The 23,466-nt window shown below is 67.4% G+C and carries 25 protein-coding genes; 12 read left to right on the top strand and 13 right to left on the bottom strand.

Annotated features, from left to right (window positions below; all coding sequences use genetic code 11):
• Positions 1–146: 146 nt before the first annotated feature.
• Both VEA80_RS03550 and VEA80_RS03545 read right to left on the bottom strand, forming a co-directional pair.
• Positions 147–566 (bottom strand): very short patch repair endonuclease, encoded by a 420-nt coding sequence (locus tag VEA80_RS03550; RefSeq protein WP_325059313.1) that lies wholly within the window; start codon positions 564–566, stop codon positions 147–149.
• On the bottom strand, positions 566–1,705 hold the full coding sequence (locus VEA80_RS03545; RefSeq protein WP_325059312.1) for a DNA cytosine methyltransferase: 1,140 nt from the start codon (positions 1,703–1,705) through the stop codon (positions 566–568). Before VEA80_RS03545 ends, VEA80_RS03550 begins: the two co-directional genes overlap by 1 nt.
• Before the next feature lie 64 nt (positions 1,706–1,769).
• Here VEA80_RS03545 and VEA80_RS03540 point away from each other — a divergent pair, with 64 nt between their 5' ends.
• On the top strand, positions 1,770–2,612 hold the full coding sequence (locus VEA80_RS03540) for a hypothetical protein (protein WP_325059311.1): 843 nt from the start codon (positions 1,770–1,772) through the stop codon (positions 2,610–2,612).
• Positions 2,613–2,615: 3 nt separating this feature from the next.
• Here VEA80_RS03540 and VEA80_RS03535 read toward each other — a convergent pair whose 3' ends face one another.
• On the bottom strand, positions 2,616–3,374 hold the full coding sequence (locus tag VEA80_RS03535) for an exopolysaccharide biosynthesis protein (protein ID WP_325059310.1): 759 nt from the start codon (positions 3,372–3,374) through the stop codon (positions 2,616–2,618).
• 77 nt (positions 3,375–3,451) lie between these two features.
• On the opposite strand from VEA80_RS03535, the gene VEA80_RS03530 reads away from it, so the two are divergent.
• On the top strand, positions 3,452–3,928 hold the full coding sequence (locus tag VEA80_RS03530) for a hypothetical protein (protein WP_325059309.1): 477 nt from the start codon (positions 3,452–3,454) through the stop codon (positions 3,926–3,928).
• Between the two features lie 61 nt (positions 3,929–3,989).
• Here VEA80_RS03530 and VEA80_RS03525 read toward each other — a convergent pair whose 3' ends face one another.
• Positions 3,990–4,328 carry a CC_3452 family protein gene (locus VEA80_RS03525; RefSeq protein WP_325059308.1) on the bottom strand — a complete coding sequence of 113 codons (339 nt, stop codon included), beginning with the start codon at positions 4,326–4,328 and terminating at the stop codon, positions 3,990–3,992.
• 241 nt (positions 4,329–4,569) lie between these two features.
• On the opposite strand from VEA80_RS03525, the gene VEA80_RS03520 reads away from it, so the two are divergent.
• The 3 genes from VEA80_RS03520 to VEA80_RS03510 all read left to right on the top strand — a co-directional run bounded on the left by VEA80_RS03520 (position 4,570) and on the right by VEA80_RS03510 (position 7,583).
• The gene (locus VEA80_RS03520; RefSeq protein WP_325059307.1) at positions 4,570–5,706 is read left to right on the top strand and encodes a hypothetical protein; all 1,137 of its coding nucleotides are present in this window, start codon (positions 4,570–4,572) and stop codon (positions 5,704–5,706) included.
• A gap of 84 nt (positions 5,707–5,790) precedes the next feature.
• A complete protein-coding gene (locus tag VEA80_RS03515; RefSeq protein WP_325059306.1) occupies positions 5,791–6,981 on the top strand; it encodes an acetyl-CoA C-acyltransferase in 1,191 nt (396 codons plus the stop codon).
• Complete coding sequence (locus VEA80_RS03510; RefSeq protein WP_325059305.1) at positions 6,981–7,583, top strand: hypothetical protein; 603 nt, start codon at positions 6,981–6,983, stop codon at positions 7,581–7,583. The genes VEA80_RS03515 and VEA80_RS03510 overlap by 1 nt, the downstream gene beginning before the upstream one ends.
• Positions 7,584–7,587: 4 nt before the next feature.
• Here the strand turns inward: VEA80_RS03510 and VEA80_RS03505 are convergent, their stop codons facing one another.
• From VEA80_RS03505 to VEA80_RS03490, 4 genes are read right to left on the bottom strand one after another with little or no spacing between them, the layout of a single operon-like run.
• Positions 7,588–7,827, bottom strand: a complete 240-nt coding sequence (locus VEA80_RS03505) for an acyl-CoA thioesterase domain-containing protein (RefSeq protein WP_325059304.1) — start codon at positions 7,825–7,827, stop codon at positions 7,588–7,590.
• Positions 7,824–8,348, bottom strand: a complete 525-nt coding sequence (ppa, locus tag VEA80_RS03500) for an inorganic diphosphatase (RefSeq protein WP_325059303.1) — start codon at positions 8,346–8,348, stop codon at positions 7,824–7,826. The genes VEA80_RS03505 and ppa overlap by 4 nt, the downstream gene beginning before the upstream one ends.
• 11 nt (positions 8,349–8,359) lie before the next feature.
• The gene (locus VEA80_RS03495; RefSeq protein WP_325059302.1) at positions 8,360–8,713 is read right to left on the bottom strand and encodes a hypothetical protein; all 354 of its coding nucleotides are present in this window, start codon (positions 8,711–8,713) and stop codon (positions 8,360–8,362) included.
• 6 nt (positions 8,714–8,719) lie between these two features.
• Positions 8,720–9,559, bottom strand: a complete 840-nt coding sequence (locus VEA80_RS03490) for a crotonase/enoyl-CoA hydratase family protein (RefSeq protein ID WP_325059301.1) — start codon at positions 9,557–9,559, stop codon at positions 8,720–8,722.
• 581 nt (positions 9,560–10,140) lie between these two features.
• Here VEA80_RS03490 and VEA80_RS03485 point away from each other — a divergent pair.
• Positions 10,141–10,374, top strand: coding sequence for a hypothetical protein (locus tag VEA80_RS03485; RefSeq protein WP_325059300.1), 234 nt, complete (start codon positions 10,141–10,143; stop codon positions 10,372–10,374).
• A 42-nt stretch (positions 10,375–10,416) separates the two neighbouring features.
• On the opposite strand, the gene trhA is transcribed toward VEA80_RS03485, so the two are convergent.
• Complete coding sequence (gene trhA, locus VEA80_RS03480) at positions 10,417–11,079, bottom strand: PAQR family membrane homeostasis protein TrhA (protein WP_325059299.1); 663 nt, start codon at positions 11,077–11,079, stop codon at positions 10,417–10,419.
• A 330-nt stretch (positions 11,080–11,409) separates the two neighbouring features.
• Here trhA and VEA80_RS03475 point away from each other — a divergent pair, with 330 nt between their 5' ends.
• Positions 11,410–12,282: an alpha/beta hydrolase gene (locus tag VEA80_RS03475; RefSeq protein ID WP_325059298.1), complete on the top strand. Its 873-nt coding sequence runs from the start codon at positions 11,410–11,412 to the stop codon at positions 12,280–12,282.
• A 67-nt stretch (positions 12,283–12,349) separates the two neighbouring features.
• Here VEA80_RS03475 and VEA80_RS03470 read toward each other — a convergent pair whose 3' ends face one another.
• A complete protein-coding gene (locus VEA80_RS03470; protein ID WP_325059297.1) occupies positions 12,350–13,282 on the bottom strand; it encodes a thioesterase family protein in 933 nt (310 codons plus the stop codon).
• Positions 13,279–13,740, bottom strand: coding sequence for a transcriptional repressor (locus VEA80_RS03465; RefSeq protein WP_325059296.1), 462 nt, complete (start codon positions 13,738–13,740; stop codon positions 13,279–13,281). The genes VEA80_RS03470 and VEA80_RS03465 overlap by 4 nt, the downstream gene beginning before the upstream one ends.
• 174 nt (positions 13,741–13,914) lie before the next feature.
• Between VEA80_RS03465 and VEA80_RS03460 the strand changes: the two genes are divergently transcribed.
• Positions 13,915–14,295 (top strand): hypothetical protein, encoded by a 381-nt coding sequence (locus VEA80_RS03460; RefSeq protein ID WP_325059295.1) that lies wholly within the window; start codon positions 13,915–13,917, stop codon positions 14,293–14,295.
• Positions 14,296–14,398: 103 nt separating this feature from the next.
• A complete protein-coding gene (locus VEA80_RS03455) occupies positions 14,399–15,622 on the top strand; it encodes a hypothetical protein (RefSeq protein ID WP_325059294.1) in 1,224 nt (407 codons plus the stop codon).
• Between the two features lie 150 nt (positions 15,623–15,772).
• Here VEA80_RS03455 and VEA80_RS03450 read toward each other — a convergent pair whose 3' ends face one another.
• Together VEA80_RS03450 and VEA80_RS03445 are read right to left on the bottom strand one after the other, a co-directional pair.
• Positions 15,773–17,491, bottom strand: a complete 1,719-nt coding sequence (locus VEA80_RS03450) for a VWA domain-containing protein (RefSeq protein WP_325059293.1) — start codon at positions 17,489–17,491, stop codon at positions 15,773–15,775.
• Between the two features lie 184 nt (positions 17,492–17,675).
• Positions 17,676–19,544: a DUF885 domain-containing protein gene (locus VEA80_RS03445; protein WP_325059292.1), complete on the bottom strand. Its 1,869-nt coding sequence runs from the start codon at positions 19,542–19,544 to the stop codon at positions 17,676–17,678.
• Positions 19,545–19,709: 165 nt separating this feature from the next.
• On the opposite strand from VEA80_RS03445, the gene VEA80_RS03440 reads away from it, so the two are divergent.
• The 3 genes from VEA80_RS03440 to VEA80_RS03430 all read left to right on the top strand — a co-directional run bounded on the left by VEA80_RS03440 (position 19,710) and on the right by VEA80_RS03430 (position 23,409).
• Positions 19,710–20,525 (top strand): SapC family protein, encoded by an 816-nt coding sequence (locus tag VEA80_RS03440; RefSeq protein ID WP_325059291.1) that lies wholly within the window; start codon positions 19,710–19,712, stop codon positions 20,523–20,525.
• Between the two features lie 146 nt (positions 20,526–20,671).
• On the top strand, positions 20,672–22,759 hold the full coding sequence (locus tag VEA80_RS03435; RefSeq protein ID WP_325059290.1) for a protein-disulfide reductase DsbD family protein: 2,088 nt from the start codon (positions 20,672–20,674) through the stop codon (positions 22,757–22,759).
• On the top strand, positions 22,756–23,409 hold the full coding sequence (locus tag VEA80_RS03430; RefSeq protein WP_325059289.1) for a thioredoxin family protein: 654 nt from the start codon (positions 22,756–22,758) through the stop codon (positions 23,407–23,409). Before VEA80_RS03435 ends, VEA80_RS03430 begins: the two co-directional genes overlap by 4 nt.
• Positions 23,410–23,466: the final 57 nt, after the last annotated feature.

The following is a 23,466-nucleotide window of genomic DNA, read 5'->3' as shown; positions in this document are numbered from 1 at the left end:
CCGGCGCTGCTCATGTTCGGCGCCGGCCCGCTGGCTGCGGTGATGGCGGCCGAACGTCTCCAGTCGGGTCGCGCAGGCGCGTCCTCCCGCGTGGCGCGCCCCGACGAGGCTCCCGCCGGCGCCGCGTCTTCGCCGGCGGGAGCGCTTCAGTCCGCGAGGAACGCGCCCAGCTTGCGCGACAGCGCCGAGTTATCGCGCGTTTCGCACTCCCACACCACGAGCGCCGACCAGCCGTCCGCGCGCAGAGCTATGAGCGAAGCGGCGTCGCGCGCGCGGTTACGTGCGATCTTCGCGCGCCAGTAGCTCGCATTGTCCTTCGGCTGACGCGCGCCGCGCTTGCAGTCATGCCCATGCCAGAAACAGCCGTGCACGAACACGACCTTGCCGAGCGACGTGAACACGAGATCCGGCTTGCCCGGCAGCTGCGCGCCATTGAGCCGATAACGCCGGCCGTAACCAAGCCCGCGCACGGCCGCGCGCACCGCCAGCTCCGGCGAGGTGTCGCGCGACTTCACCGCGCGCATGATTGCGGAGCGCTTGTCGCTGTCGAAAATGTCGGCGCGCATCAGGCTGTTTTGCGCTGAGACGCGGCGCCCGCAAGCGGGGCGAGCAGGTGCTGCGACAGCCAGCGCACGGCCGGCACGCACACGGCGTCGCCGACGAGATGCAGCGCTTGGGTCTGGCTGGCCGGCAGCGGATAGTGATCCGGAGCGCCCATCAAGCGCGCGGCTTCGCGCGGCGAAAGCAGGCGCGAACGCGTCGTTTCGCCCTCCACGAACAACAGCAACTGCCGGCTCGATCCGCCCGCCGGCGTGCGCAAACAACCCGCAATCCCGTCAAATCGCGCTTCGGCACGCTGCACTCGCTTGCCGTGTTCGACGCGGATGCGTCGAAAAACTGCGCCAATCTCGCGCCGGCCCGTCTCCCTTAGGGCCTCGACCCGCATGCGCTGTAGCGGGCTCATTTGCATGAGCAATCGCGCGGTCTGGTCCTCGCTCTGCCACGCGACCGCGGCGTCGTCGTCAAGAAGATCGACAAGTCGCGCATTGCGCTTCGGCGGCGCCGGGATGCGCCACCAGACGAAATGCTTGCGCAAGCCTTCCGGCAGACGGGCCGCTACGCCGCGCAGCGCTTGTGTGTGAAATGGTTCGATTGGGCCCGACGATGTGAGGTGCGCCGGCGCGTGACGGGCGGCGACGATGAACAGCCGCGGCCGCGACTGCGGCGTGAACAAGGAAGCGTCGATCTCGAGCGCGCCGGCGCGATAGCCGAGATCGTCGAGCGCATGGATCAGCGCCGTGAAATCGGCGCCCCCGTGCGAACTCAGCAACCCCGTCACGTTCTCCAGCGCCAGCACGTCGGGCGCGCGGCCCTCGTGCGTCAGCTTCTCGATCAGGCGGTGGAAGCCCCAGAACGCGCCTGACCGCGGCGCGGCCAAGCCGCGGCGGGCGCCGGCGAGCGAGAGGTCCTGGCAGGGAAACGAAGCCCAGGCGAGCGCCGCCTGACCCGGCAGGTCGCCCGCGTTCAGCTTCCAGATGTCGCCTTGGCGCATGTCGTCGTCGCCGAAGGCGGCGCGATAGGCGGCGGCCTTGGCCGGTTCGATGTCGTTGGCGAAAACGCAGGCGAAATCCGGCTCCAAACCGAGCCGCGCCAGCCCACCGCCCGCGAAAAACTCGTAAAGTGGGGCGCCGGAATCACGCTGCATGGGTCTATACTACACTCAAGCGGCGCGAGCGGCCTCCGCCGTCTGCGCCGAACGGGGGGATGCCATGCGGACCGTGATCCGCGGCCTATGCTTGGGCGCCGCGCTCGTGCTCGGCGGCGCCGCGCTTTCAGCCTGCCAGCGTCAGAGCGAAGCGCCGGCCGAAGCGCCGGCCGCGCCAAGCGACGCCGAACGCGAGGCCGCCATCGCCGCCGAACAGCTTGCCGCGCTTGGCGGTCCCGCCAGCGCCGAACAGCGCGCGGCCTACGCAGGCGATTTCCAGGCCTCTGGCGGCCTCGACGCGCTGAGCATGGGCGAGGGCGCCTGGGAACTGCGGCTGCTCGAGGACTACGCGCAATTCTCCCGCCCCGGCCTCGGCGAGGACGGCGGCATCCCAGGTGAACGCGATTACCGCGAACGCGGCATGCGCGTGGTCGCCGGCGCGGTCACGATCACGATTATGCAGCAGCCGTGTACGGCGAGCGGACTCCAGCTGCCTTATGTCGCGCACGTGCTGTACGAAGGCGTCGCCTACCAAGGCTGCGCGCGGCGCGGCATCAACGAAGGCGAAGGCGGCGGCTGGGCCGCGGTGCTGCCAGATCTCATTCCGGCCATCGACACCTGCATCGCGCGCGCCGAGGCGCAGCCGGCGCGGGTGACGTTCGCCACGCCGCTCGGCGAAGGCGAGACCGCCGTGCGTCTGCGCGAAGCCAACGGCTCGCGCCGCGAATGCATCGCCGCCGGCGGCCAGGTCACCGTGTATGAAACGCTCTCCGACGTCGACAGCCGCCGCAGCGAGGGCGATCCCGAATTCCAGCGCGGCGGCGCGCGTCCCGCAGGTGCGTGCGTCGAACCGGCGGTGTCCGGTTCGGGCGCTCAGCTGGGTTGGTTGATCAGGCGCTCCTGCTGACGCTCAGAACAGGTTGACCGCGGGCAGCACGCCTTCGAGCCAATTGCCGAGCCATGCGGCGGCCATGACGCCATACTTCGTGAACAGATAAACCCACACGATCGACCCGATCGCGCAGGGCACCGAAAGCAGCATCAAAACGCCGTCGCGCTGCATCAGCGCGAGCGCGGTGAGCGTCACGGTCACGCCGGGCGTGAGATTGGCGCCCCAGATCGGCAGGATCAGCACCAGCGCCATCAGCAGCGTCTGGAAGCCGACCGCCGACGTCACCGGCCAGCGGGTCAGGAGCGACAGCCGCGGCTTGATTAGGAATTCCACGCGCCGCAAACCGGCGATGGCGACGTTGAGCGCGCGCGTGAATCCCTCGCGCGAAAACTTCCAGTCGCGGACCTTCTGCGGCACCCAGAGGCGCCGCTGGCCGAACAGCAGACCGAGCGCCGGCGCGATCATCAGCACGCCGAAAATGGTCGAAATGCCCGGAATGTTCGGGATGCACATCGGCAGCGCGAGGATCAGCAGCAGCACCCCGTGCGCGCGCGAATCCAATCGATCCAGCAATTCGCCGACGCTGATTTTGTCGCCCTCGAACGCTTCAGTCAGTTCCTTCAGCACTTCGGAGGCGGTGCGGCCTTCGAACTGGGTCGGACGCGGCGGCGGCTGTTGCGGCGGCGCAGCTGCAGGCGGTGCTTCGATCACCGCATGACCGGCGTCGGGGGGAGGGGCGGAGGCCGGCATATCCATCTTCGGTGCGATTTGTGACATGGGGCGCCGGGCGGAAATAAGCCAGAGGCGTAGCGACGTTCAGACACCTTCAACCATACGAGCGTAGCGAAGGCGCCATGGCGCGTGCGGCCATCGCCTTGTTTGGCCTTTTTTTGCTCGGATGCGCCGGACCGCGTCCGCCTCAGGAATTGGCTGGTCTTTGGAGCGTCGGACCGGCGGCGTGCGCCGCCGGCGTCGGCGTGCGCTTCCGCGCGGGCGCCATCGAGGCGGTGTACGACGATGAAGCGGAAACGCTGTTCTCGCGCCCGCGATATGAAATCCAGGACAGAACCGAGACCGAGTTTCGGGTGCGCATCGTTTACGATTTGCCGCCCGCGCCCGGCGGGGCCGGCATCGCCGGCGCGCACGGCGTGTTGATCCTGGCGCGGCAGCCGGACGGCGGCATCGCGCCGGAAGCGCACACGCTGATAGATGGCCTCACCGGGGCGGCGCGCGTGCGCATCGCCGACGATCCGGCGACGGCGCTGCTTTCGCTCGGGCCGTGCGGCGCCCACCCGTGGCGCGAGGATCTGCGCGGGCGCGTCTCAGCGTGACGAAAACGGGCCGCCGGCTCTGCGCCAGCGGCCCGTCCGATCAGCCAAACGGCCGTGCGTTTCAGTTCTGCGCCTGGTGCGTCACCGCCGGCGCGGCGTCGCCGTTGCAGCGCGCGAGTTCGTCGGCGGTCAGTTCGCCGCCTTCCGGGCCGTAGGCGAGGATGCGGGCGCCGCCGAGTTCGCGCGCGATTTGGCGGCAGGCGCGGACGCTGGCGGCGTGGTTCGGGCGGGCGCGGCAGGTGTCGCCTTCGCAGAGCCAGACTGTGTTTTGGGCGATGACTTGGCGCTCGGCCGCCGCGCCTTCGATTTGCACGGTGAAGACGACGTCGCGGGCGGAGGCGGCGCCGGCGAAGCTCATGCTGGCGAGGGCGGCGATCACGATCGAACGGAGGGCGGACATCTCGAAAACTCCTGGGCTCAAGTCGCGCTGTCGGGGAGGAGCGCAAAACCACCCTGCCATTGCCGCTGACTGCTGACAAGAGAAAACTGAAGGAAACGAAAAATATTCACTGGTGATCGATTACGCCACGGCAAGGAAGCGGCGCCTCCGCGAGTGTGGTTAAAAAAGCGCAACTGTTCCAAGCAACCGGGCTAAGGTGCGGGACCGCTGGGAGAGCGCGCAGCAGGGGGAGTGGCCGGCGATGACCTTCTACAAATTCGGCGTGGGCGTGGTGCTGGCGGCGGTGATGATCGCCGTGCTGGTGATGGGCGCGCTCGTGTTCAGCGCGCGCGACTTCCAGTTCGGCGTGCAGCAGCTGTCGCCTCAAACCGGCGGCATGATCTCGTTCGAAAAGCTCGAACGCGCCAATGCCGGCATCGACGAGATCGAAGCGGCGACGAGCGGCCCGCGCGGCGAAGCGCGCGATCTCGCCAACCAGCTCGCCGGGCTCGATGCGCAGATTCAGACGCTCACCAACGACGCGGACGAGGCGCGCGCCGCCATCGTCGGCGCCATCGCCGAGATCGAGCGCAATGCGAACATCCAAGCGGCGAGCGCTGCCGTCGACACCTCCGCGCGAGCCTTGACGCAGCGCGTGAACAGCCTCGCCGCCCGGCAAGGTCTGTCGCCGACCGACCAACAGCGCGTGGCGCAATTGCGCGCGCAAGCGCAACAGCTGACAGAGCAGGAAGCGGCGTTGGACGAACGTGACGCCGAGCGCGCCGCCTTGGTGGCGCGCCAGCGGCTGGTGAACGGGCAAGTGCAGGAAGCCGACCGCCGCGTGCTGGCGCTGCAGGCGAGCGTCGTGCCGGAAACCGATCAATACGCGCGGGTGCGCGGCGAAGCCGAGGCGCTGCAATCGATGAGCCCGTTCGGCGTCAGCGCGCACCTGGCGCAGGGCCATCCGGCGCTGCTCTCCAGCGCGCTCGTGCTGCTGATGGGCTCGCTCGGCGCGCTGCTTTATCTCTTTCCGGCCTATCTCACGCGTCCCGCGCCGGTGACGATCGCCGAGATCATCGTGCGCGTGATCTTCGGCATGTGCGCGGCGCTGGCGTTCTACGTTCTGGCGAATGCGGCCATCACCGGCTTCGCCGTCGGTTCGACCACAGCCGCTGCGGCGACCACGTCGGCCTCGCTCAATCCGTTCACGGTCTCGCTGGTGGGAATCGTCGCCGGCGTCATGTCGGAGGACATCGCCAAGTGGATTCAGGAGCGCGGCCGCGGCTTCTTGCAACAGGGCGGCAGGCCGGCGACAGCGGGCGCGCCGGCGTCCGCTCCAGCCGCCGGCGAAACCGCGCCGGGCGGCGGGCTCGTGAACAACCAGGCGATCTCCAACTAGAACCGGCGGGGCTGACGCCGCGAAACGCGCTTCCGCGCGCGGATGTGCGCGACTAGGGTGCGGGCCGCATTGACGGAGAATTTCATGGGACGCGCAGTCATCGTTTCTTACGCACGCACGGGCCTCGCCAAATCCGGCCGCGGCGGCTTCAACGAAACGCACGGCGCGGTGATGACCGGCCACGCGATCAAGCATGCGGTGCAGCGCTCGGGGCTCGATCCGGCGGAGATCGAGGATGTCGTGATCGGCTGCGGCGCGCCGGAAGGGGCGACGGGCCAGAACATCGCGCGGCTTTCGCTGATCCGCGCCGGACTGCCGGTGACGACCTCGGGAACGACCGTGAACCGGTTCTGCTCCTCGGGCCTGCAGGCGATCGCGCAGGCTTCGCACTACATCATGAACGAAGGCGCGAAGGCGGCTGTGGGCGGCGGCGTCGAATCGATCTCGCTGGTGCAGTTGAGCGGGAAGGCGAACCGGTTTCACATCACCGAAGAAGAGCTGATGAAGACCAAGCCCGAGCTTTGGATGACGATGATCGAGACCGCCGACATCGTCGCCAAGCGCTACAATGTGAGCCGCGACTATCAAGACGAATACTCCTTGCGCTCGCAGCAGCGTATCGCCGCCGCGCAAGCGAACGGGACGTTCAAGGACGAGATCGTGCCGCTGCCGACGAAGATGAAGGTGATCAACAAGGAGACCAAGGAAGAGAGCCTCGTCGACTACACAGTGACGAAAGACGAGTGCAATCGCCCGGACACGACGCTCGAAGGGCTGCAAAAGCTCGAGCCGGTGCGCGGGCCGGGCAATTTCGTCACCGCTGGCAATGCGAGCCAGCTCTCCGATGGCGCAGCGGCTGTCGTCATCATGGACGAGAAGGAAGCGGAGCGGCGCGGCGCCGAGCCGCTTGGGCTGTTCAAGGGCTTCGCCATCGCCGGTTGCGAGCCGGACGAGATGGGCATCGGCCCGGTGTTCGCCGTGCCGCGCCTCTTGGAGCGGCAGGGCATGAAGGTCGACGACATCGATTTGTGGGAGCTCAACGAAGCGTTCGCGTCGCAGTGTTTGTACTGCCGCGACAAGCTCGGCATCGATCCGGAGAAGTACAACGTCAATGGCGGTTCGATCGCGATCGGCCATCCGTTCGGCATGACTGGGGCGCGGCTGGTTGGCCACGTGCTGATGGAAGGCAAGCGGCGCAAAGCCAAGCACGCGGTCGTCACCATGTGCATCGGCGGCGGCATGGGCGCGGCCGGCCTCTTCGAGGTGTTCAGCTGATGCGCGTCGCCGCGCTTGCGCTGATGGCCTGCGCGCTTGCCGCTTGCGGCGAGGCGCAGCAGAGCGCCGATAGCGCAAACGCGACCAGCAGCGCGCTGGAGGGGCCGAACAAGACGATCGGCCCCGACGGCGCGGCTGGACTCACGTCGGCGTTGCCGATGGATGTCGCGGCGATCAGCCGGGCCGCGCCGCACTTCGCGGTGGCGGAGGTGCAGGACCAGGTGGAGGGCGATCCCTTCACCGCGATCACGCTCTCGGAAGGCGCCGACGAGATCTTCCGCCTCACGCCGACGGCGGACCGCCGGCGCGTGCATTCGGTGGTGACGCGCTCGCCGCAGGTCCGCGGGCCGGCGGCGGACATTATCGGCGAAGTGCGCTTTGCCGTGGCGCCGCCTGAGCAGGTGTCGTTCTGCCGCGCCGAGACCATCGACGGTGCGCCGGGCTTCGCTTGTTCGACGGCGCCCAACGGCCAGTTCTGGCGCGTCTACAAGCTGCCGGAAGGCTACACCGGGCCGAGCGCCGCGTTCGAGGAGATCGATCCGGACGTGCTGCACGATGCGTTGCTGGCGGAGATGCGCTGGATCGCGCCGCGGGCGGAGTGACACCTTAGCTCTTGATCTTGTGCACGCTGGAGGCGGTGGCGATCGGCGCGCCGTCCGGCGATGTCGCATCGGCCGTGACGAACACGAGTGTGCGCGTCTTGCGCGCGAGCTTGGCGGTGACGCGCGCATCGGCGGCTTCGCCCACGAATTCCACCGACACGGAAACGAGCGGCGCTTCGGCGCCGGCGCTTGCATTGGCGCAGGCTTTCAGCGCGGCGATCAGTTGCGCGGAGAGATCGCTCATTTCTTGCGCTTGATCGCCAGCATGATGCGCTCGTGCGCTTTTTCGAGCGTCGCCCACTCGCCGACGCTGGCGCGTTTGCCGGGTTCGAGATCCTTGTAGTGGGTGAAGAAGTGCTTGATCTGCTCGACCAGAAGCGGCGGCAAGTCTTCGTGCGTCTTCACGTCCTTGTAGAAGGGATTGAGCGCATCGACGGGGACGGCGAGGATTTTCTCGTCGACGCCCTTTTCGTCGTCCATCAGCAGAACGCCGACCGGGCGTGAGCGGATGAGACAGCCGGGCACGACCGGCATCGGCGTGACGACCAGAATGTCGAGCGGATCGCCGTCTTCGCCGAGCGTGTTGGGGATGAAGCCGTAATTGCTCGGGTAGAGCATCGAGGTGTGCAGGAAGCGGTCGACGAAGAGCGCGCCGCTCTTTTGATCCAACTCGTATTTTACGGGCAGCCCGCCTTGTGGAATCTCTACGAAGGCGTTGACTTCCTGCGGAGGGTTCGGGCCGGGCGTGATGAAGCGGATATCCATGATGAATCTGTCTAACCGTTGGGAAGGAAGTAGAGGTCATAGCCCTCGCTCGCGAACGCTTGAAGAGCTCTGAGCTCCTTTAGATAGTCGTCAGCAAACTCGAGCGGTGAGAGCAGGGTCGTGAGGGCGTCGAAGTCGATCGTCTGCGGATCAACCTTGTGCTGATTGAAGTCCCAGGGATTGTCGATCCCTAGGGCGAGAGCGAATTCAGTTCCGACGTGCGTACCTTCAAGGATGCCGAACAGCTTGCGCACGACTGGCACGCCCTCTTTTGTGCGGGCGTAATGCTCGGCGGGATATTCGTAGTGAGGCACCAGTTCATGCTTGAACGGGCCGACCGCGAACATTTCGACAAAGAGCACCACGACGCGTCACATCTCCTTCCTAATCGGCGCCAAGTCCGGAAATATCGGCTCGCGCTTCTGCGCTTTGGCGGCGAAGGCTTCCATCATGTGCGGGGGCGAGAACATGCCGGCTTGCCAGGTGGCGATGTAGTCGAGGCCATCGGCAATGGAGTGATCGCGCGCGTGATTGATCATGCGCTTGGAGCCGGCGACGGCGACTGGGGCTTTGGTTGCGATCTCGCGCGCCAGGTCCATCACGTGCGCGAGCATGTCTTCGTGCGTGGCGAAGACGTCGTTGACGAGGCCGATCTCTTTGGCGCGCTGCGCCGGCAGGCGGCGACCGCTATAAGCGAGTTCGCGCACCCAGCCTTCCGGGATCAGTTTGCACAGGCGCGGGAAGGTGCCGACATCGGCGGTCATGCCGATATTGATTTCGGCGACCTGGAAAAACGCGTCTGCGGTCGCATAGCGGATGTCGCAGGCGCTGGTCATGTCGACGCCGGCGCCGATGCAGCCACCTTGAATCGCGGCGATCACCGGCATGCGGGCGGTGTCGAGACAATTGAAGCTGCCCTGCAGCGTCAGCACGAATTGGCGGAACGCCTCGGCGCGCGTGTGCTGATCGCCGCCTTGGGCGGTGATGCTTTCGCCATCGGTGAAGACGGAAATGTCCATGCCGGCGGTGAAATGCTTGCCGGTGGAGGAGATGACGATGACGCGCGCTTTGGCGTTGTCGTTGATGTCGTTGACGATCTTCGGAAGCTCGTTCCAGAACGGGCGCGGCATCGCGTTGAACGCCTTCGGGCGATTCAGCACGATGTGGGCGATGTTGTTCTCGATGCTGACGGCGAAACAGGATTCGGTCATGCGGCGTGCCTCCGGACATTCAGATTAGAGCGAATGGCGAATAGCGAATAGGGGATTGCGCGCAGCAGTCGCGAGCGGCGCGACCCGCTCTACTCGCTACTCGCTACTCGCTACTCGCTCCCCAAGGGGAGACGGGGCGCGCGATCCGCGCTTGGTTTGCTCTTAGGGGTGCGCTGATCGTCTCCGACCAACGCCGCGCGCTTCGCGCGCCCCGTTGCGATCTGTGCTCGCCAGGCTTGGGTCTGCGCTGTTCACGCAGGTGAACCCCAAGTCCCTGGCGGCGTGCGGGCCTGCCATGGTCCCGGACCCCGGCGCTTATGTGGGTCTACCACCTCCACACGCCGGCTATCTCACGCTCGACCGCGTCCCTCGCATCCGCTCGGCTCGGCTAGCCAAATGAACCTCCCGTGCGAGGGACGAGCGCATTATACGCCAGGACTCCGCCCGGTCGGATTGATTCCGCCGCTTTTTTTCGATGCGGTTGATTTTGCTGGGAATGCGTGCGCGAGAGTGTGGGATTGGGCAGGATTCTATCCCCCTATTTTCGCCGCTGAGCGATCTATCGATGGGACTGCGCGATAATGGACTTCAAAGACCTGTCGGATCGAGATCGCCTGATCCTAGGGCTGCGCTTTCGCTTGAAGCATATCCGCTTGGCGATGGCGGAGGTCGATGCAGGGCGCGCGCCCGACGGGTTCGAGTTTTCGGAGGACGACAGCGCAGAAGAAATGCGCGCGCAGCTCCGAACGCTCGAGGCCGAAGTGCAGGGCATGCTTCGCAACCACGGCGCCGATGAGAGCGGCTTGCTGAACTAGGTAAGCGCCACGTGTTTCGGCCGGCGCACGACGCCGTCTTCCTTACGCAAACACGACGCCCGTCAGCACGGCGGCGTAGTGCACGGCCGCCGCGGCCATGACGAAGCCGTGCCAGATGGCGCGGCGGAAGGGGAGTTTTTCGGCGATGTAGAACGGCACGCCGGCCATGTAGAGGAGGCCGCCGATCGCGAGCAGGATGATTCCGGCGAGCGGCACGCCTTCGACCAGCGGCCCCATCGCGGCGACGACGAGCCAGCCCATGGCGATGTAGAAGACGAGCCAGACCCGCTTGGCGATGCCGGGCAGGAAGAGCTTGCCGGCCGCGCCGATGAGCGCGAGCGCCCAGACGATGCTCGTCATCGAGATCGCCCAGGCGCCGTCGAAACGGATGGTGGTGAAGGGCGTGTAGGTGCCGGCGATCATCAGGAAGATGGCGGCGTGATCGAAGCGGCGCAGCAGCGATTTGCGCTTGTGGTTCTCGGCCAGATTGTAGGCCATCGAACAGCCGATCATGGTCATGACGCAGATCGCGTAGATCAGGACGGCCATCGCCATGCTGAGCCCGCCTTGCCAGATGGCGAGGCCGATGGCTGCGCCCACCGCGAACGTGAACAGCACGGCGGCGACACCGTGCACCCAGCCGTCGACGAGCTTTTCGAGGCGGGTGGGGTAGTGGAGCTTGGGCAGGAGGTCAGAGAGCGTCATCGCGGAGGACAATGACGCGGCGGCGTGGGTTTGTCAGGGCGCTCGTAAGGTCAATCTTGGCGACGGAATGTGACGCATGCCGCCCGGCCGGTGCGTGGCGTCGTGCTTCGACAGGCTCAGCATGACGCCATTTCAAGCTGCAGCGAACCCGCCGACCATGGCGTCAGCGGCTGCATTCGCGTCACCCTGAGCTTGTCGAAGGGCGACGCGACGCGCCGACGGCTGGAGTTGCGCTGACTTGCGCGCAGGCGGCGGGTGTGGCCTTACGTCAGCTGGATGACAGAATTTACAGGCTTCCGTCGCGTGAGCTTCGACGTGCGGGGCGGGCGCATGGCTGGGATCGCGTTCGGGGCGGAGACGCCGAACCCCGACATCGTGTTCTCGCACGCGACCGGGTTCAACGCGCTGACCTACCGGTCGCTGCTGGCGCCGCTGGGGGAGAAATTCCACGTGTTGGCGCTCGATGCGCGCGGACATGGGCGCACGGAGCTGCCGGCGAAGCTGTGGGGCTATACGTCCTGGGCGCGCCATCGCGACGATCTGATTGCGGTGCTGGAGCATTTCAGCGCGCCGGTGACGCTCGCTGGCCATTCGATGGGCGCGACGGTGAGTTTGCTCGCGGCCGGCAAGCGCAACGATCTGGCGTGCGGGCTGGCGCTGATCGAGCCGGTGATCCTGCCGGCAGCGATGTATGCGGGCGCGCAGCTGCCGCTCGGGCCGCTCGTGCAGCGCTACAACATGCCGCTGGCCAAGGGCGCGCTGAAGCGGCGCAACGCGTTCGCGTCGAAGGAGGAAGCCGTCGCGGCGCTGACGGGGCGGGGCGTGTTCAAGACGTTTCCGGCCGAAGTGGTCGCCGATTACGTCGAGGACGGCCTGGTCGAGGACGGCAAGGGCGGCTTCAAGCTCGCGTGCGCGCCGGCGTTCGAGGCGGCGACCTATTGCGCGCAGCGGCACGATCCATGGGGCGCGCTGCGCAGAGTGACCGATCCCCTGGTGCTGCTGCGGGCGGAGAGCCATTCCACCATCAGCGAAGCGGCGATGCACCGGATGGCCGCGATCAAAGCGGACGCGCGCGTGGCGACGGTGGAGGGCGCGGGGCACATGCTGCCGATGGAGCGCCCGGACCGCGCGCGCACGGCGATCGAAACGGCGCTGATGCTGGGGCGCGCGGGCCGGAAGTTTCACGACGCGGCGTTGGAGTAACTCGGGGTTCGGTTATCGCTTATCGGGATTCGACCGGCTCACCGATAACCGACAACCGATAACCGCATCAGGCGCTCAGCCCGGCCACCACCAGCTTCGCCACCCGCTTGCGCGCTTCGGCGCTGGGCGCGAGCGCTTTGCGCGTCACAGTGTCGAAGGTCAGCGCGACGGCTTCCATGCTGGCCCAGCAGGCGCCGCTTTCGGGATCGACGAGCCAGTGGACGAGACGCAGCGTCTTGTCGCCGACCTCGATGATGCCGGAATGCACTTCGATCAGATCGCCGGCGCGGGGAAAGCGGCGGAAGACGAGACGCGCTTCGACCACGGCGCCGGCAGGCGAGGCGCCGTTGTCGGCGGCGGCTTTGCGCCAGTCGGCGAGCAAGTTCGGCACCGAATCGGAGACGCGGCCGACGACGTGTTCGCCGCGCAGGCGGCCGAACGCGTCGCACTGATCTGGCGTGACCAAAGCTGCGCCGATGCGCCTAGCGCCGAGCTCGATTGCGCGTTGGCGCGAGGCTTCGGCAGGCGGTTTGCCCAAGTCGATCGAGCGCGGCTTGCTGTGCTCGGGGGCGGCGATGAGCAAGCGCTCCGCGGCTTCGCGGGTGCGCGCGGACCAGGGGAACGGCCGCAGTGCGCGCGTTTCGACATGCGCGGCGCGGAGCGTGAAGCACGACGCGGGCGCGCCGTCGGCGTGGCGCATGTCGAGGCAGAAGGCGGCCTCGCTCTCGCCGAGTTCGACGACGCCGCCGTGCATGATGAGCGCAGCGCCCGGACGGGCCTCCTTGAGGAAACGGATGTGCGCTTCGATCGGCAAGAGCGTCGAGCTGGCGGCTTCGCCGAATGCGCGCGGGAGTTCAAGCGCGGCGGCCATGTGCGCGAGGCCGGCGAACGCGCGCTCGAGATGGAAGCGCACGTTCAAATGGCCGCCGTCGTCGCATTCCCAGGTGTTGACGCTGCCCTGATACAAAGGCGCGGGCAGGGGCGCAGGATGTGCGCTCATGCGGCCGCGTGCTGGCAGGCGGAGCAGAGACCGCTGGCTTCGATCATGGTGCGGCGGATGGAAAAACCGTCTTTCTTCGCCGCTTCGGCGAGATCGACCAGCGCGTGGCCGGCGTCGAACTCCTCGGCGGCGCCGCAATTCTCGCAGATGAGGAAGATGGTCGAGCGCGCGCAGGCGCCGACATCGCAGGCGACGAAGGCGTTGAGGCTTTCGATGCGGTGGGCGAGGCCCATGCGGACGAGAAAGTCGAGCGCGCGATAGATGGTTGGCGGCTTGGCGGTCTTCTCGTCGTTGAGGAGCGGCAGCAGGTCGTAGGCTTTGGCCGGGCCGTGCTGATCGAGCAGCAGTTCCAACACGCGCTTCCTGAGCGGGGTCAGGCTTTCGCCCGCCGCGCTGCAGCGTTGTTCGGCTTCGGTGAGTTGCGCGGCGCGATCGTGCGCGCCGTGGTCGTGCGGCATGGGCGCCATGATCGCAGGCTCCGGGGTCACGCGAAAGGTGGGGAGGAGGCGGCGAGAATTTGAGATCGGAATTTTGAGATCGCGGACGCAACAGAACTTTACAAGAACACCTGAGTCGCGTATCAAATCAGAACATTCAGCGAACGATAGTGATTGAGAAGACGGGGGCGTCCGATGTCCGAAGCTATTTTCCGTGGAATTTCAGGCCGTTTGCACCGCTTCAGCGCGCATCGCCCGCACGAGCAGTTCGCGGCCGCGCCGGCCGTGTACTGCTTTGCGCGGCCGGGGCCGGGCGGGCGCGGCTGGACGCCGCTGTTCCTGTCGCGGACCGGCAACTTGGCCAAGCGCCTGGCGGCGCACGAGCAATGGCCGGAGGCGACGCTCCTGGGCGCGACGCACATCCTGGTGCACGAGCACGACGAGCGCGACGCGCGCGAATATGTCGAGGCCGATCTCGCCGAGGCGCTGCGGCCGGTGATGAACGGGCCGATGTTCGAAGCGGAACTGGAAGAGCGGGTCGAGGCCGGCGGCGTACGATTGATCTGGGCCGCTTAGCGTTTGATGTGGAGGCGCTTCGGCGTCTCGGCTAGCGTGCCCAGCGGGCGGGACCGGCGGCGCATCTTTTCGGTGCGCTGCGAGCAAAAGCTGGGGCCCGCCGATGACCGACGCTGAACCGTCGCCGCTTCAGAAAGCGCGAATCTTTTCCCGTTACGCTTATGTGCCCGAGCCGGACTGGAGCGTCTTGCGGCTGTTCGCGGACGACGTGTTCGCCGAACAAAAGCGCGAGTTCGCCGCCCGTAGCATCGCCGAGCTGTTCAAGCTTGCCGACGCGCAAGCGCGCGCGGTGTTCGCGGACGCGTTCGACGGCCTTTCCGGCGACATCGTCATTCCCCTGAGCGGCGGCCGCGACAGCCGCTTCATCCTGGCGATGGCGCTGGAAGCGGGGCTGGGGCCGCGCGTCACCACGCTGACCTGGGGCGTGCCGGGCGGACTCGATTTCGAGATCGGCCCCAAGATCGCGCGCTATCTGGGCGTCCGGCACGAGTCGGTGAACGTTCTCGCAACGCCGCTCAAGTTCGAGGATCTGCAGCGCGCCTACGACACCGGCGGGCGTTGGACTGACCTCGTCTTCGCGCACTACAACCGGGTTTGGCGCAGCATCGCGCCCGGCGCGCAGGCGGTGATCGGCTATCTCGGCGGGCCGCCGGTGGGCTGCCATTACAAGCTCGGCGACGAGCATCTCGATTTAGACGCCGCGGTCGCGGCGTTCGAAGCGGTGAACCGGCGTATGCCGCGCGGCGCGCCGATGTTCGGCGACGTGCGTGATCGGCTGATCGGGGCCGAGCGTGTGTCGCTGCCGGAGCAGCTCGATCTGGTTTTCCGGCAGGAGGGATATCTCCGCCGCATCGTCGCCTCGCACAGCGCGGACGTGCGCACGCCGTTCGCGCATCCGCAATGGCTGCGTTTCATGTACGCGCTGCCGGGCCGGCTGCGCGACGACAGCCGCTTCTTCTCCGCCTATCTGCAGCAGCGTTTCCCGCGCGCATTCAGCCTCGGCGTGGCGAAATCGTATGGCGCGCGGGCCAACGGAGCGGTGTGGGAGCGGCGGGCGATGCGTCAGCTGGTGAAACTGTCCCACACCGGCGCCAACGCCTTCCGCGAACGCGGTTTCCGCACCTTCGACAAGTACGGCGACGCGCGCGATCTCTGTCTGCTCCTCACGCCGGGCGGCGGGCCGCACGCGTACGAGCGCCTGCTCACGCGAAGGCCGCAGCGGCCGACGATCAGCCAGGCTGCGGATTGGCGCCTGCACGCAATGCTGATCGCCAACCTGCTTTGCTCCGGCGTAAGCGCCGCGCGCAACGAGGTGCGCGCGGCGTAGTGGGCGCCAGGTTTCACCCACTCCCGGGCCGCCGCGCAGCGGCGAGCCCGGGAAACACGAACGCCTGAGGCTACCCCCGAGCGATCAGTGTTATGGGGACTTGCGCTTCGCGCAATCCGGGGATGGGTGATCTGACCTGACACCTGAGCTTCAGCGCGTCGTGCGCGGCTGCGGGTCGGGGGCGCCGCCGGCGGTTTGCGTCGGCAGCGCCGCCGCGGTCTGCGCATTGCGGGCCAGTTGGATGAACTCGGCGCGCCAGCCGAATTCGTCATTGCCGCGGGCGGACTGGGCGAGGCTGATGACGTCGTCATAGCCGTAGCCTTGGCGCAGATAGGCGTCGCCGCGCAGCAATTGGCCGTAACCGGCGACGGCCGCCGCCCAGCGCGTCGATTCCGAAGCGCGCATGATGTCCGGCACGATGTCGGCGTTGGTGATCGGCCGCTCGATCAGGCGTGAGTCGTCCTCGCCCGGGAGCTTGTAGCGGATGCGCAGGAAGGCGAGTTCGCTGGCCGTGCTCGGGGCCTGGCGCGCGCCTTCCTGGTAGCGCAGCGGCTCGGTGAAGGTCGGCCCGCCGACGGGCGTGATCTCGTAGATCGCCGTCACCGAATGGCCGGAGCCGATCTCGCCGGCGTCGATCTGATCGTTGTTGAAGTCCTCGCGGCGGAGCATGCGCGTTTCGTAACCGATCAGGCGATATTCGGCGACGCGGGCGGGATTGAACTCGACCTGAATTTTCACGTCGTTGGCGATCGTGAACATGTTCGAGGCCATCTCGTCGCGCAGCACGCGGCGGGCTTCGTTCAGCGTATCGATGTAGGTGGCGACGCCGTTGCCGTTCTGCGCCAGGCGCTGCATCAGGGCGTCGTTGTAATTGCCGCCGCCGAAGCCGAACACGGAGAGATAGATTCCGGTTTCGCGCTTGCGCGAGACGAAGTCCTGCAGCTGTTCGGGATCGGCGATGCCGACGTTGAAGTCGCCGTCGGTGCCGATGATGACGCGGTTGACGGCGTTGCGGTCGAAGTTCTGCTCGGCCAGGGCGTAGGCTTGCCGCAGGCCCTCGGCGCCGGCGGTCGAGCCGCCGGGGGTCAGGCTGTCGAGCGCGGCGAGGATGCGGCCGCGTTGGTTGCCGGGCGTGGGCTCCAGCACCGTGCCGGCGGCGCCGGCATAGACGACGATGGCGACGCGATCGCGTTCGTTGAGCTGGTCGATCAGAAGGCGGAAGCTCTGCTGCAGCAGCGGCAGCTTGTTCGGTGCGTTCATCGAACCGGAAACATCGAGCAAGAGCACCAGATTGAGCGGCGGACGCTCGCGCGGGACGATGTCGTAGCCTTGCAGGCCGATGTGCACGAGTTGGCGGCCTTCGGCCCAAGGCGAGGGCGCGACGGTGACGTTGGTGGAGAAGGGCTGCGCGCGGGTTTGCGGCAGCGGGTAGGCGTAATCGAAATAGTTGATCAGTTCTTCGGTGCGCACCGCATCGGATGGAGGCAGGCGGCCTTCGCTCAGAAAGCGGCGCACGTTGGAATAGGAGGCGGTGTCCACGTCGATCGAGAAGGTCGAGACCGGCTCTTCGGCGACGAGATGGATCGGATTGGTGTCGACGTCTTCATACTGATCGCGATCGACATCACCCGGCATCGGCTGCGGCGCCATTTGCGCGTACGGCGCGACTCCGCGCGCACGCCCGGCTTCCATCGCCATCACGGGCGGCGGAGGCGGCGACAGCGGCGCGACGACTGCTTCTTGATCTTGTCGCACTGTGCGATTGCCGGTGACGACAATGCCGTCATCCGCGGTTTGCGTGGATTGCGCGCATGAAGCGAGCAGGATTGCGCACAGCACAAAGCCGATGCGCCGAGTGTTTCTCAGCATGGATGGTCCCTCCCGACCCGTCCGGACACTGGGTGTGTGACGCGGTAAACGAGCACGCCGAACGCGGCCAGTTTGAGGCGCGTGCGCGGCGTTTTACGCACGAGCGCGTGAATCACGCGGATGTGTGCAAGCGGTGACGTCGCCGTTCGACGAGCTCAGGGTGACGGGACGCGCCCGCGCCTCGTCACTCCGCCCGCCCGGTCCGCCGTTGTTCGGGGATCCAGTCGCGCACCAGGCCTTCGAGCACGCTCAGCGGCACTTCGCCGTGGAGCAGCACGGTGTCGTGGAAGCCGCGCAGATCGAAGTCGGGGCCGAGTTCGTTGCGGGCCATTTCGCGTAGTCGTGAAATCTCGCGGCGGCCGAGTTCGTAGCCGCAGGCCTGGCCCGGCCAGACGATGTAGCGATCGACCTCGGTGACGATCACGCCGGGCGCGTCGCCAGTTGTTCGAATGAGATAATCGATCGCCTGCTGGCGCGACCAATCCTTGGAGTGGAGGCCGGTGTCGACCACGAGCCGCGCCGCGCGCCAGAGCTGCCAGCGCAGATAGCCGATGCGGCCGACCGGATCGGTGTCGTAGAAGCCGAGTTCGTCGGCGAGTTCTTCCGCGTAGAGGCCCCAGCCTTCGCTATAGGCGTTGAAGCTGATGAGCCGCGTCAAGAGCGGCGCGTCGGTGATCTCCTGCGCCAGCGCGATCTGGAAGTGATGGCCGGGGACGGCTTCGTGATAATCCTGCGTCGGCAGATCGATGCGCGTCATCTCGGCGAGATTGCGCAGGTTGATGTAGTAGATGCCGGGCTGGGCGCCGTCCAAGGAGGGCGGCGAATAATAGGCGCCGGGAGAGCCCGCTTCCGCGAACACCGGCACGCGGCGCACTTCGAGCGGCGCGCGCGGCAGGCGGCCGAACCATTGCGGCGCGCGCTCGAGCATGCGGTTCACCCGCCCTTGCACGTCGGCGATCAGCTGAGCTCGGCCTTCGTCGCTGTCGGGATAGAAGTAGCGCGGATCGGCGGTCATTTGCGTGAGGCGCTCGCCGACGGGCCCTTGCGTGAGGCCAATGCGGCGTAGCGCGATGTCGAGCTGGGTGGTGAGCGCGCCGACGCGCTGCAGGCCGATGCGGTGGATCTCGTCCGGCGTCAGATCGGTGGTGGTCTCGATCTTCAGCGCGGCGGCGTAGAACTCGGCCCCGCGCGGCAGGCGCGAGACGCTGGGCAGATCGCCGGCGTTGGCGCGGTCGGCGCGCAGGAACGCGGCGGCGCGCGCATGCGCCGGCAGCACGTGATCGCGGACGATGACTTCGGCGCGGGCGATGTAGGCGAGGTTGCGCCGCTCCATCTCCGGGCGCGCGTTCGCCGGCGCTGCGGCGAGCAGCGCATCGAGCTTGCGGCGGAAGCCGGTGACGTAGGGCTGTGCGATGGCCGGCTGCGACAGCACGTTCTGCAGCATCGCGAGCGTCGTATCCATGATGAAGAGCGGCGGGCGCACGCCGTTCTCGGCGTCGCGGCGCGCGCGCTCTGTCTCCTGATCGATCGCATCGGCGACGGCGCGCAGGCGCCGCAGGTACGCTTCCGCATCGGCCGGCGTCTGCACCGGATGGCGTTCGTCGAGGAACGAGGGAAGGGTGATGAAGGCGCTATCGAGCTGGTTCAGCACGTAGGGCTGGACGCCGCCGAGCGGGGAGAAATTGCCGTAGCTGAAGGCGGCGCCCTCGGCGGCGTTGGCGAATTGCGCGGCGAGGATGTCGTAGGTCAGCTGGTCGTCTTGGCGGACGCTGGTCTCGTCGAGCGCGCGCAGTTCGGCGTAGCGGCGGAGGGCCGCGCCGCGCCGCGCCTCGACGGCGATGGCGGAGCGGTCGTCGAGGCGATCGTTGAACGGCCCGCCCGCCTCCGCGGCGCTGACGCCGGCTTGGGAGGCGAGTTCGGGGCTGTCGGCGAGAAGCTGCTGCGCCCAATCGACGAGGCGGCCGTCGAAGGCGGTGAGGGGTTGCGCCTGGCGCGGGCCGCAGGCGGCCGTTGCGGCCAAAGTCAACGCCAAAGCCCAATGGATCGGCTTCATTCCATCCCTCGCCCAAATCGCCGCTGAATTTCCGGCGCGGGCCACGACATAGCATGCGTCGCCAACGGGGAAAGCGCGCCCGAGGCAGCGGACGACTGTTGCAGAAAGCGCGCATTCGTGGTTGGACAGCGCCTCTGGTTTTTAGGGAACTCGCGGAGATACCCAATGACGACCGCCAGCGGCGGCCAGCAGACGCTGGGCTCAGTCCTCTTCTATCGCCAGCTCGAGCCGCTCTCGATCGAGAAGCACCGCTCTCTCGGCGTCAGCCAAGTCTCCAACCCGTTCTCGTTCCTGGCCGACACGCACCTCGTGCCGCTCACGGTCGACGAGTTCGGCCTTGCGGCGGTCTGTTATCCAATCATCTTCGACACGCAGTCGAAGACGCCGCTTGCGGTGATGGGGCTGCGTCCGGGCATGAACGTGTTCTTGGGCGCCGACGGCTCGCTCGACCCGGAAGTCTATCTGCCGGCGTTCGCGCGCCGCTATCCGTTCCTGCCAGTGATGGCCGGCCAACAGGGCCAGCCGCAGCCGGCTCAGGGCCAAGAAGGCGACCGCGTGCTCGTCTGCATCGACCGCGCCGCGAAGATGCTGTCGTCGACGCCGGAGCTGCCGTTCTTCGAAGGCGACAAACCCTCGCGCTACACGCAGGAAGCAATCCAGTTCTGCCGCGAGTTCGACATGCTGGGTAAGCGCACCCAGGAATTCGTGAAGCTGATCGAAGAGAACGGCTTGTTCGAGCTGACGCCGCTCTCGCTGCCGAGGGCGAACGCCGACGGCACGCCAGGCGAGCCGCAGAAGATCGGCGAATACCTGCGTATTTCGGAATCGAAGCTGAACGCGCTGCCGCAGGACAAGTACCTGCAACTGCGCGACCGCGGCGTTACCGCAGTGATGCACGCGCACCTGCTCTCGCTGGGGCTCTGGCCAAAGATCCTGAGCCGTGCGGCGCGGATCCAAGCATCGACGCCGCTCAGCAACTGATCGACCATCTCTTGCGTATGAATGAGCGCCTCTCCCAAGCCGGGAGGGGCGCTTTTTCTTTGCCGCATTGGCGGCGTCAGGCAGCTCGGGTTATCTCGCCGGCGATGGTGCGTCTCTTCTCCCTGTTTGCGTTGTGGTTTTTGGCCATGCTGGCCCCGGCCGCGGCGCAGGCGCCGCCGCTGCCAGGCGAGCGGCAGGTGGATGGGAGCCTGCATTCTGCGCGCGCGGCGGTCGCGCCGGGCGAGACCTTCACCATCGTGCTCAGGCAGGACATCCGCGAGCATTGGCACACGTACTGGGTCAATCCGGGCTCGAGCGGCGAACCGACCGAGCTGACATGGACCGCGCCCGCCGGAGCAAGCGTGGGCGAGATTCAATGGCCGGCGCCGAAGGCCATCCCGTTCGCGATGCTGGTGAACTTCGGCTACGAGGGCGAAGTTCTCTTCCCGATCGAGATCACCGCGCCGGCGAATGCAGAGCCGGGGCAGGTGCTGAACTTCGTCGCCGACGCATATTGGCTCGTCTGCTCCGACATCTGCATTCCGGAAGAGGCGCGGCTGCAGCTCTCCGTGCCGGTGGCGCCCGAGGGGCGTGACGATGCGACGTGGGGCCCGCGCGTCGCGGCTGCGGTCGCGGCGTTGCCGCGGGCGCAGGAGGGCGTCCAGGCGCACATCACGGCGGGATCGCCGGCGCGGCTCAGCGTTGCGCTGCCGAACGCCGCCGATGTGCGCAACGCGCGCTTCTTCGCCTTCAACCGCGACGTGGTCGCGCCGGCGGAGCCGCAACGGCCGCGCATGGGCGCAAGCGGGTTGAGCTTCGATCTGGCGCCGGGCGTAGCCAACAATCTAGGCCAAGTCCCGCTCGAAGGCGTTGTCGCGTTCGACGTGCAGGAAGGCGGCGCCTGGGTGCGGCGCGGCGTGGAGATCACGGCGGAGCCCGGTGAGACGCTGGCGGGCACGAACGACGAGGCCGCGCTGTTCACCGACGATTACGCGCTGGCCGAACTCGAAGGCGCGGCGCGACCTGGGGCGGCGGCTGGCGAGAGCATGACGGCGTTCGCGTTGTTCGCGGCGTTGGGGCTCGCGCTCGTGGGCGGGCTCATCCTCAACGTCATGCCGTGCGTCCTGCCGGTGCTTTCGGTGAAGGCGCTGTCGTTCGCGGGCGGCGTGCAGGCGGGCGACGCGCGCCGGCACGGGCTGCTCTATTTCGCCGGCGTGATGGCGACGTTCCTGGCGCTTGCTGCACTGCTGATCGCGCTGCGTGAAGCGGGCGAAGCGGTGGGCTGGGGCTTCCAGTTGCAGGCGCCATGGGTAACGAGCGCGCTGGCGCTGCTGTTCTTCGTCATCGGCCTCAATCTGCTCGGCGTGTTCGGTTTCGGCGGTTCGCTGCAGAACGCCGGGGGCAATCTCACAGTGCGCGGCGGCGACGCCGGCGCGTTTTTTACGGGCGCGCTCGCGGTGATCGCGGCGACGCCATGCACGGCGCCGTTCATGGCCGGCGCCATCGGCGCGGCGCTGACGCAATCAGCTGGCGTGACGTTGCTCATCTTCGCCGCGCTTGGTCTCGGCTTTGCGCTGCCGCTGACGCTGCTGCATTTCGCGCCGGGTTTGCAACGGCTGATCCCGAAGCCGGGACCGTGGATGGAGCGGGTGCGCAACGTGCTGGCGTTCCCGATGTTCGCCGCGGCGGTCTGGCTGGTCTGGGTGCTGGCGGCGCAGACCGGCGCGGATGGCGTCGCGGCTTTGCTCGGCGTGATGGCGGCGATCGGCTTTGCGCTGTTCGTCGCGCGTTGGGGGCGCGGCTGGATGGTTGCGGGCGCTGTCGCGATTGCGCTGACGGTGACGTTCACCTGGCGGCCGCTGGTCGGCGCGGAGACGCGTGCGCTGCTGACGTCGGAGCCGTGGAGCGTCGCGCGCGTGGAAGCGCTGCGCGCCGAAGGCCGCGGCGTGTTCGTGAACTTCACCGCGGCTTGGTGCGTGACCTGCAAAGTGAACGAAGCGGCGGCGTTGACGACGCCGGCGGTGGCACAGGCGTTCGCGGATCACAACGTCGCTTATCTGGTCGGCGACTGGACCAACCGCGATGAAGACATTGCGGCGGCTTTGGCGGACAACGGTCGCGCCGGCGTGCCGCTTTATCTCTATTTCCCGCCTGGAGGAGGCGAGGCCGTTGTCTTGCCGCAGATGCTGAGCCAGGATTTAGTCATCGCAACGGTTTCAGGAGACACGCCATGAAGGAAGCATCACGACGCGCTCTACTGATCGGCGGCGCGGCCCTTGGCGCATTCGGCGTCGCCGGCGGCGTCAGCATGCTGCTGGGCGGCGATACCGCGCAGGCGGCGGTCGCGAACGGCGCCCAGGCGCCGAACTTCTCCGCGCCGGATGCGAACGGGCAGACGCGCTCCTTGCAGGAGTTCCGCGGCCGCACCGTCGTGCTCGAATGGACCAATCACGGCTGCCCGTACGTGCGCAAGCACTATGACAGTCGCAACATGCAGACGCTGCAGCAAGAAGCGACGGCGAACGGCGTCGTGTGGCTGCAGATCATCTCTTCCGCGCCAGGCGAGCAGGGCCATCTCGACGGCGCCGGCGCGCGTGCGCGCGTGCAAACCGACGGCGCGCATCCGACGGCGACGCTGCTCGACCCGTCCGGAACTATCGGCCGGACGTACGGCGCGGCGACCACGCCGCATATGTATGTCATCAACCCGCAAGGCGTGCTGGTGTACCAAGGCGCGATCGACGATCGCCCCTCCGCGCGTCCGTCCTCTCTCGAGGGCGCGAACAATTATGTGCGCGCCGCGCTCGCCGATCTCGCCGCCGGCCGCGCCGTCACGACGGCGCAGACGACGCCGTATGGGTGCAATGTGAAGTACGCTGGATGAGGCAGTAGGGGAGTAGGGCAGTATGTGAGCGTGAAGCCTCGCCTACTCCCTTATTCA

The organism is Vitreimonas sp. (genome assembly GCF_035627415.1).
GTDB lineage: Bacteria > Pseudomonadota > Alphaproteobacteria > Caulobacterales > Aquidulcibacteraceae > Vitreimonas.
The sequence above is the reverse complement of the archived record's forward strand: the minus strand, read 5'-3'. Positions and strand labels throughout refer to the sequence as shown.